Source organism: Ruegeria sp. AF5, from assembly GCF_056541905.1.
In genome coordinates this window covers 1-8,266 of sequence record NZ_JBQFYZ010000033.1, presented here as the reverse complement: position 1 = coordinate 8,266, position 8,266 = coordinate 1, and the positions used below count along the sequence as shown (strand labels likewise).

Sequence of the window (8,266 nt, the reverse complement as noted above, 5' to 3'; positions counted from 1 at the left end):
CCCGGATTTCATTCTCATCTCCACTCTCTGATGGTTACGATGAGCCTGAAATCCTCCGCTACGCAATCAACCTAGTCTGTTCCATGGGTGCTGATGGCGGACATACTTGCGAGCGACCTTTGAACGGGTGCTAAAATCAAAGGACCCGAGCCTTGAGGCCCTTGAGCAACTGAAGCACCTAGCTCGAACAATCGACCCAGACGGTGAACTCACGGAGTCGCTCGAAAAAGTTGGTTTGCAGAGGGGCTCCAACATTGAAACCTTTCATTTTATTGTCGGGCCACAGAACTGGCAGTTTCTGAGTAGCAATGAGGAGTTTGTGGAATCCGAGTTCTTGACCAAGGTCGATGATTTGGATGTTGACCTACTAGAAGGGTTTGATGAATTGCAGGTTCGGGCATCGCTCCAAATTATTAGAGACGTGCTAAGCGGTTCCGCGCAATACGACCATATTCATCCTCTCTTGCGGCGAATTGAATCGCTTAAAGGCGATCTCCGAAAGGTCATAAGTGTAACTGAGGACGCAAATCTACCACAGCAGACCGTCACGGTGATCTCACTCAGGGAGACAAAGCCAGAGATAAAGAAGATCCTGCCAATTTTAATCGCCAAACACTACTACGAAATTCACAAGGATATTCCGAGTTCTCCGCCGACATCGACGGCCCACCTAGTAATCGATGAAGCCCATAACATTCTGTCTACGCAATCTGCCCGAGAAGCCGAAAGCTGGAAGGACTACCGCCTTGAGCTCTTTGAGGAGATTATTAAGGAAGGACGGAAATTTGGTTTCTTTGTTACTCTTGCCAGTCAAAGACCGTCGGATATTTCTCCGACCATAGTCTCGCAGGTTCACAACTATTTCATTCACAGACTTGTAAATGACAGGGATTTAGCCTTGCTGGACAATACGATTTCGACGCTCGACGCAGTGTCCAGAAGCCAGATTCCGACGTTGCCAAAGGGGGCGTGCGTAATAACTGGCACGACATTTGATATCCCCATGCTGCTCCAAGTTGAGAAGCTGAGCAACGAAAGGGAACCTGACAGTAGGGATGTTGATTTGACAAACCTATGGGGATGAGGAACCCAAACCGCTTGCTTTTCGAACTTGCCTCTACCGAACCTCGAGATTAGTAAAATCGTCGGTGCGGGTATGGTGTGAGCGAGCCCCCTGATCCGGGCCGTAACGGATGTTGCCGCCAGTACATTGGCCAACTTCTGCGTTCGATGTTTCGTTTCTTCCTGCGCGTTCAGACAGTTATGAGTTGGCGGTCGACTTTCGCCACCTCACGTTTAAGTGGCTGAACGCGCCTCGGCGCAAGAGTGTACCACGAATGCCGCTTTGGGCTGTCTTTTGACTTTGCAAAGTCAGCTTTCTGTGCTGCGCCGGAATTCGTACAGGTCGCAGCATTCGGTAGGTTTAGAGTCGACTTGGCCATTCTCCGCGGCCTGCATGAATAGCTGGTCGCAGCCCAAAGCGGACCTTCATCACTAAGCTTTGCAATCTCTGAGATGCGGGACGAAGCTGACTTTTCAGGTCCGGCTATGCGTTCCTTTCCTAGCAATAAATTTCGTAGTCTCTATCATGCTGGTTTTGCCCCACTGTCGAAGGAAACAACATGTTGCGTTCAATGCTTATCCCCGCAGTTCTCTTTGCGCCTCATTGTCTGACTGCTGCAGAGAAAGTGTCGGCAACGAACTTCTATGTCGTCAACCAAGAGCAAATTTCCGCGGGCGAGGACGTGTTCTGGAAAGAGGACAACTATGGGACTTATACCGTTGACGAGGGACCAATCGATCCTGGTTTTGTCCGGTGCGTGGGCTCGGGTTTCGGCGGACCCAGCGGTGTCAGCGGCGGTGGCGTCTGTGTTTATGGTGAAGAAGAGGACACGTTCACCATGAGATGGGAGGTTGTTGCCTTCGGCGTCAACAACTGGCGGATTGTTTCCTCCACCGGCAAATATTCGGGGATGACTGGAAGTGGAACGACCAAAACACGTGTGGCGTCAAAACTCCTGGCGCTACCGCACCGTATTTCTGACTGGGAAGGCGAGGTTGCCTTGCCCGCTAGGGATTGAAACTCGAACTGAAATGGTCGGGGATGATGCTGATTTGAAAGGTTGGCAAAGCCCGCATTGGGCTTGTTGTCGCCTTTCGTTACTTTTCACATTAATGACCGGTGGCAGCCCGAAGCGGACATTCTCGAAAGTTGGCACACTACTGCCGAACTTGATAGATTCGAAAAAAGGTTGCTATTGGGAAATGCGCATGACACGCCGACTTGCCGCCATACTTGCCGCCGATATGGTCGGCTACTCACGGCTTATGGCGGCTAACGAGGCGGGAACACTTGCTCGTCTCAAAGACCTACGACGGGACATCATCAATCCAAGTATCGAAAGTGCCGGAGGTGAGATTATCAAGCTTACTGGTGATGGCCTGTTTGCACTTTTTAGCTCGGTCGTTTCTGCCGTTGAGGCCGCAGCGACGCTCCAGAAGGCGCTGCACGCCGCCGAAGCCGAGAGCCCCACCGAAAGCCGGATCAGCTTCCGAATAGGGTTGCACATTGGAGACGTAATCTTGGACGAGGGCGACATTTATGGCGAGGGTGTTAATCTTGCCGCAAGACTCGAAGGCATCGCTGACCCAGGCGGTGTCATACTGTCTGACGACGCATGCCGGCAGGTTCGAGGCAAAATCGAACACGACATCATAGACCTTGGCGAAGTAGCGCTCAAAAACATCTCCGAGCCAGTTCGCGCCTACAAATTGGCGATGGAGGGCAAATCAGATTCCACGCAAAACCAATCTCAACCCACTGACAAACCCTCCATCGCTGTCTTGCCCTTCCAGAACATGTCCAATGATCCAGAACAGGAATACTTCTGTGACGGCGTTTCCGAAGACATCATCACAGAGCTCTCGCGCTTTCCCGAGCTTTTCGTCATCGCCCGCAACTCCTCATTTTCGTTCAGGGGTCGCCCCGTCACCCATATAGATATCGCTCGAGAACTCGGTGTTCGCTACATGCTAGAGGGTAGCCTCCGTCGAGCCCAAAACCGCGTACGCATTACTGCCCAACTCATCGACTGCACAAATGGAGCCCATGTTTGGGCCGAGCGCTACGACCGCACGCTAGACGACATCTTCGCGTTACAGGATGAGATTACACGCAGCGTGGTCGGCGCCATCGCCCCCCAGATATCCATTGCCGAAATAGATCGCGCGTCTGTGGCTCGAGATATCGACTTCAACTCCTACGACCTCTCGCTACGTGCAATGGCGATCTTCTACGCGGGAGGCTTCTACTCTCAGGATAAGTTCGATGAGGTCATATCGGTCTCTGATCGCGCCATTGATCTCGACCCGCGCAACGTCCAGGCCCATTGGATCAAAGCGTTTGCCTACCTGATGCGTTATCTATACCAGTTCGATGAGGACCCCACCGAAAACCTGGGCCTAGCTGATAAAAGCGTTGAACCTCTGTTTCGTGGTGGTCAACTCGACCCGCGCGCCTTATGCGTTCGCGGTATGGTTCGTCATTTCCGTGGAGATTTTGACGGGGCCAACGCCGACTTCAGTTTGGGCTTCACACTGAACCCGAACTTTGCCCGGAACATCTTCTTCATGGCCTGGCATGAATCTTTGGTCGGCCGAACCACACAGGCGCGCGAACATGCCCACCTTGCCCTCCAGCTTTCCCCACGCGACACTGACCTCTGGGTAGGAGACGCCTATCTGGCGCTCGCCCAAGCTGCCTTCGCCGACGCTGATTTTGAAGACGCAATGCGTTGGGGTGAGCACGCCATTCAGATGACGCCGCGTGCGCCGATCCGCCGGGCTCTTATGATCGCCAGTGCCGCCCACCTCGGGCGCGCCGAAGCAGGCCTGCCACATGAGCAGGCGCTGGCGGATTTCGCCCCAGCGTTCCTAGACAGCATTGTCTCCGGAGCTTTGATCCTCTTCCGTCTACCCGAACACAATGCGCTTTTGGTCGAAGGCTTGAAGAAAGCTGGTGTTAAGCCGTAGAGTTGGTCAGGATGCCAAAGCTCGAAACTATCGCAGACAAATCGTGCCAAGGGCCAATCCAATTTTAGCGCAATGTCCTCGAAAGGTTCTAAGCAATCGCTCATTGCTTCAATCGGCGACGACTGTTTCCAGCCCAAACCGGACATTCAACCCAGGACTTTGCAATTCCGGCTTGGCGGGCTTTTTGGTCGAAGAAATTTCTTGCACCAAGGTGCTGAGCCCAAAAAGTTAACAAATCAGACCGTTCCTCTAAGCCGATGTTTTTCCTATGGTTGGTAAGAAGTACCAAGTCGGGAGGTCTTAATGAACAAGCTTATCTCAGTAACGGGTGCCGTCTGCTTTGCTTTCACTGGAGCTTGGGCCGACGAACATACCCCGCCCAACATTCTTGTCATCATGGCAGATGACGTAGGTTGGGCGAGCGTCGGCGTTTACCACGGAGGTGTCAAAAGCATCGAGACGCCGAACTTGGATCGCCTCTCCTCTGAGGGTGCTCGTCTCACAGATTATTATGCCGAGCCAAGTTGTACTGCCGGTCGATCAGCTTTCATGACCGGACAATTGCCAATACGGACTGGTATGCACACGGTTGGACTGCCCGGAGATCCGGTAGGTTTAAACCCAGATGACCCAACGCTTCCGATGTTCCTGAAAAAGTTGGGGTATACGACGGGGCAGTTCGGAAAAAACCATCTAGGCGACCTCAATGAGTTCCTACCGACTGCAAAAGGTTTCGACGAGTATTGGGGTTGGCTCTATCACTTGAATGCTATGGAATATACGTCTGATCCGGATTGGCCAGACGACCCAGAATTCAACGCGCAATTTGCGCCTCGCAACATCATTCATTCATTTGCAACAGAGGAGGTAGACGAAACAGTCGACCCGCGATTTGGAAAAGTCGGGAAGCAGCGCATTATTGATGACGGGCCTGCGCCTCCTGAGCGCCAAAAGACTTTGGATGACGAAGTGACATCTCACACGAAGGACTTCATTTCTCGTGCAGTAGAGTCGGACACTCCGTTTTTTGTCTGGATGGCTCCAGCCCGTGCACACGTCTGGACCCACCTCAGCCCCGAATACGAAGCTATGTTGGGCAATGGGCGCGGACTTCAGGATGTTGTCATGAAGGAGTTGGACAACAACGTTGGTAACGTTCTCAGCCACCTTGAGGATCTGGGAGTCGCCGATAATACCATAGTGATGTTCACCGCAGACAATGGCCCGGAAACACTGACGTGGCCTGATGGTGGTACGACACCGTTTCATGGGGAAAAGGGTACTACTTGGGAAGGTGGCTTTAGAGTTCCTGCGATTATTCGCTGGCCGGGCAAAATTCCAGAAGGTCAAGTCTTGAATGGCATCTTCAGCGGAATGGACTGGATGCCAACATTTGTAGCTGCGGCTGGAGGTCCGACAGATCTAAGAGAAAAGCTCCTAGAGGGATATGAAGGCTATAAAGTGCATCTCGATGGCTACAATCAACTATCTTACCTGACGGGTGAGGATGAAGAGAGCAATCGCCGCGAGCTGATTTACTATCAGGGTACAGACCTCCAAGCAGTACGCTACAACGATTGGAAAGCGCACTTTGTCGTTCAAAACCACGGCTGGTCAGGCCCGAAGGAAGAATTGGTCGCCCCCTTGCTTTTCAACCTCCGCCGAGATCCCTACGAAAAAGCTGCGGAGGAAAGCGGTATGTACGTCCGCTGGATGGGTGAGAAAATGTGGGCATTCGGCCCAGCCGCCCGGTTAGTGCAGGCACATCTCGCTACTTTCGAGGAGTTCCCTCCGCGCGGGAAGCCGGTCGCCAATCAAGACCATGTTGAAGAACAAACATCAACCGAAGGCGGCATCTCTCAGTAGAGGAAGCGAGGCAACCAATACGCCTTTCCCACCGCAGCGTGGGCATCCGGCTCGGATCATCGGATGCCCAAAATAACCGACTAGGAATTTCGCAAAAAGCGAAACCTCTACGAGAAGGAGTCCTCCATGAGTGCTAGATTAGTCCTTCTGCTTGCTGCCGTCGGCCTCGTGCCAATTGCGTTGTCATACGGTCTGATGCCCGGCCGTTCGATCCCAGTTTTGCTGGGATTTCCAGTGGAAGGGACGAACCTGACGCATGTTTTCCGAGCGATTATGGGTCTTTACATGGCAAACGCTCTGTTTTGGTTGGCGGCTGCTTCGAAACCAGAGTTACAACGCCCCGCGCTGTGGGTTCTATTTTTGTTTATGTCAGGACTGGCCGTTGGGCGCATACTAAGCATCCTTATCGATGGAGTTCCGAACGGGGTACTTCTCTTTTATCTTGCAGCCGAGATAGCTTTTGCAGCTCTGGCGGCGGTTTCTCTGAAAAAAGTACGAGGAAACAGGAAGTGGTAAAATGGTGAGGTCTGGCTTTGTTTTCTCGATGATTGCAACTCTATCAGTTTCGACATCCGCTTTTGCACAATCTTCATCTGCCCAGACTGCGGTGGACGAAAACTTCTTAGGGATTGAGACTGCCGTTGCCGAAGCGGGAGCTACTCCAATCGCATCGATAGATCACGCGCGCCTGGCCAAAGCCGAAGGCGTAGAAATGCCAGCATCTCGCGTACTCATTTTCTCTGTTCCAGAGATAAACACGCCCATTCTGAAAGGGAACGTGCGAGCAGGACTGGACCTTCCTTTTCGCGTACTTTCCTTCGCTCAGGATGGTGGCCCACAGATCTCTTACACAGACTCGCAATTTCTCAAAGTCCGGCATGGACTCACGGACGCTTCTTCGTCGCGTGCGTTTCAGAGCAAGATGCTCGAAGTTCTAAACGACTTGGAAGCAACACCAGCGCCGACCAACGGGTTGTTTGCCGACTACGGGATCATCGAGCTGCGATCTCAGCTCAGCGTACCAGAGGCAGTCGAACGTCTCAGGACAGCCGTGATGGGGCAGGACGATACTGTCTGGTTTGGAGAAATCGATTTTGCGACCGAAGCTTCCCAACTGGGGGTGGCGCTACCGGATACGGTTCTCTTGCTGTTCGGCGGACCAGCACCCGGTGGCGTGGCAATGGCGGGCTTTCCAGCAATTGGTTTGGATGCCTTTTGCCAAAAACTACTGGTTTATGCGAATGAAGAGGGCGGCTCCGTAGTCATTTTCAATGACATCGCTGCCTTGGCGGAGTTGCACTACGGTTCTTCAGCCGAACCTCATCACGGATTGAACAAACGGCTGACCGAGACATTTCGCAAGGCAATTGAGTAGCCGCTGTTAGGAAAACGCAATAAACCTTTGCCGATTGGCCATCTTTTCGTCGTCCGCTTTGGGTTGATTTCAGCGGTTCTCAACGCAACAGGCCTACCACGCTTTGGGCCGTTCGTTAGACTTTGCAAAGGCCGCTTTCTGCGCATTGCTGTAATTGGAGCTTCGCGCGGCATCAGTCAATTTGAACTCGGTAACGACCGTCGCTGACTTCCGTATATGTGGTTACAGGAAGCCTTAGGCGGGCCATGCCAACAGTGCTTACAATTCTGCGATGCGGGCAACCTATTTGGCACTCGTTTAGCGAGAAGGTTCCCGGTACTACGCGGTGAAACTCGAAGTGCAGCACACTCCGTCTTGACATAGTGACACGAACTGGTTCAGCTTCAGGTCATGACGAACTCACGCATCCACTGCCATCGAATATCGGCCTGAGGTCGATAGCCCACGCGAAATCCGTGGGAGGCAGCATTGGTATGCGGGCGAGGCTTATATCCTTGTAATTGCTCCAGATTAGAGTGCACGAGTCGGTTCGATTCCGACGCCTCCTACCATCCTCAGGAGGTGTCCGTCATGTCGGACGACATTACGAACGCAATTGATTTCAACCACATCAAGCAATCGGTCGAGGAGGGCCTCGGCCGCACACCCGAAGGCTGGTCCGGCTTGGTCACGGCGCTCTTCACACATGTCAAAGAATACTGCGATCTTAAAGATGCCACCTACCCCTTTGTCGTCCAGATAAAAGAAAAACTCGGCGAGCTCCGCATCTACCACAGGTGTGATGATCGACACATCCAGTCGATGATCACCGCCACAATTGCACGAGCAAACCGTACCTGTGAGCGATGCGGTAATTCTGCCGACACCCAGCTGTTGGACGGCTGGTACACGTGTCCGCCATCAGCACCCATGGAACAGACTAGGTTGATTGCGTAGCGGAGGATTTCAGGCTCATCGTAACCATCAGAGAGTGGAGATGAGAATGAAATCCGG

The 8,266-nt window shown here is 52.8% G+C and carries 7 protein-coding genes and 1 tRNA gene; all 8 read left to right on the top strand.

Annotated features, from left to right (window positions below; all coding sequences use genetic code 11):
• Positions 1-127: 127 nt before the first annotated feature.
• The 8 genes from ACR0DS_RS20090 (at position 128) to ACR0DS_RS20055 (ending at position 8,209) form a co-directional block, all read left to right on the top strand.
• Complete coding sequence (locus tag ACR0DS_RS20090; protein WP_480560835.1) at positions 128-1,084, top strand: ATP-binding protein; 957 nt, start codon at positions 128-130, stop codon at positions 1,082-1,084.
• A gap of 538 nt (positions 1,085-1,622) precedes the next feature.
• The gene (locus ACR0DS_RS20085; RefSeq protein WP_480474019.1) at positions 1,623-2,081 is read left to right on the top strand and encodes a hypothetical protein; all 459 of its coding nucleotides are present in this window, start codon (positions 1,623-1,625) and stop codon (positions 2,079-2,081) included.
• Between the two features lie 190 nt (positions 2,082-2,271).
• Complete coding sequence (locus tag ACR0DS_RS20080) at positions 2,272-4,032, top strand: adenylate/guanylate cyclase domain-containing protein (protein WP_480616924.1); 1,761 nt, start codon at positions 2,272-2,274, stop codon at positions 4,030-4,032.
• A 303-nt stretch (positions 4,033-4,335) separates the two neighbouring features.
• Positions 4,336-5,898 (top strand): arylsulfatase, encoded by a 1,563-nt coding sequence (locus ACR0DS_RS20075; protein WP_480484940.1) that lies wholly within the window; start codon positions 4,336-4,338, stop codon positions 5,896-5,898.
• Positions 5,899-6,024: 126 nt separating this feature from the next.
• Positions 6,025-6,414: a DUF4345 domain-containing protein gene (locus ACR0DS_RS20070; protein ID WP_170582982.1), complete on the top strand. Its 390-nt coding sequence runs from the start codon at positions 6,025-6,027 to the stop codon at positions 6,412-6,414.
• Between the two features lies 1 nt (position 6,415).
• Positions 6,416-7,273, top strand: coding sequence for a DUF302 domain-containing protein (locus tag ACR0DS_RS20065; protein ID WP_480560839.1), 858 nt, complete (start codon positions 6,416-6,418; stop codon positions 7,271-7,273).
• A 457-nt stretch (positions 7,274-7,730) separates the two neighbouring features.
• Positions 7,731-7,824 (top strand) — tRNA-OTHER (locus tag ACR0DS_RS20060).
• A 19-nt stretch (positions 7,825-7,843) separates the two neighbouring features.
• The gene (locus tag ACR0DS_RS20055; RefSeq protein ID WP_480560841.1) at positions 7,844-8,209 is read left to right on the top strand and encodes a hypothetical protein; all 366 of its coding nucleotides are present in this window, start codon (positions 7,844-7,846) and stop codon (positions 8,207-8,209) included.
• Positions 8,210-8,266 lie beyond the last annotated feature (57 nt).

Excerpts from the sequence above, each read along its gene's own strand:
- ACR0DS_RS20070 (WP_170582982.1), top strand. The coding sequence starts at position 6,025 with ATGAGTGCTAGATTAGTCCTTCTGCTTGCTGCCGTCGGCCTCGTGCCA.
- ACR0DS_RS20075 (WP_480484940.1), top strand. The coding sequence starts at position 4,336 with ATGAACAAGCTTATCTCAGTAACGGGTGCCGTCTGCTTTGCTTTCACT.
- ACR0DS_RS20065 (WP_480560839.1), top strand. The coding sequence starts at position 6,416 with ATGGTGAGGTCTGGCTTTGTTTTCTCGATGATTGCAACTCTATCAGTT.
- ACR0DS_RS20055 (WP_480560841.1), top strand. The coding sequence starts at position 7,844 with ATGTCGGACGACATTACGAACGCAATTGATTTCAACCACATCAAGCAA.
- ACR0DS_RS20080 (WP_480616924.1), top strand. The coding sequence starts at position 2,272 with ATGACACGCCGACTTGCCGCCATACTTGCCGCCGATATGGTCGGCTAC.
- ACR0DS_RS20085 (WP_480474019.1), top strand. The coding sequence starts at position 1,623 with ATGTTGCGTTCAATGCTTATCCCCGCAGTTCTCTTTGCGCCTCATTGT.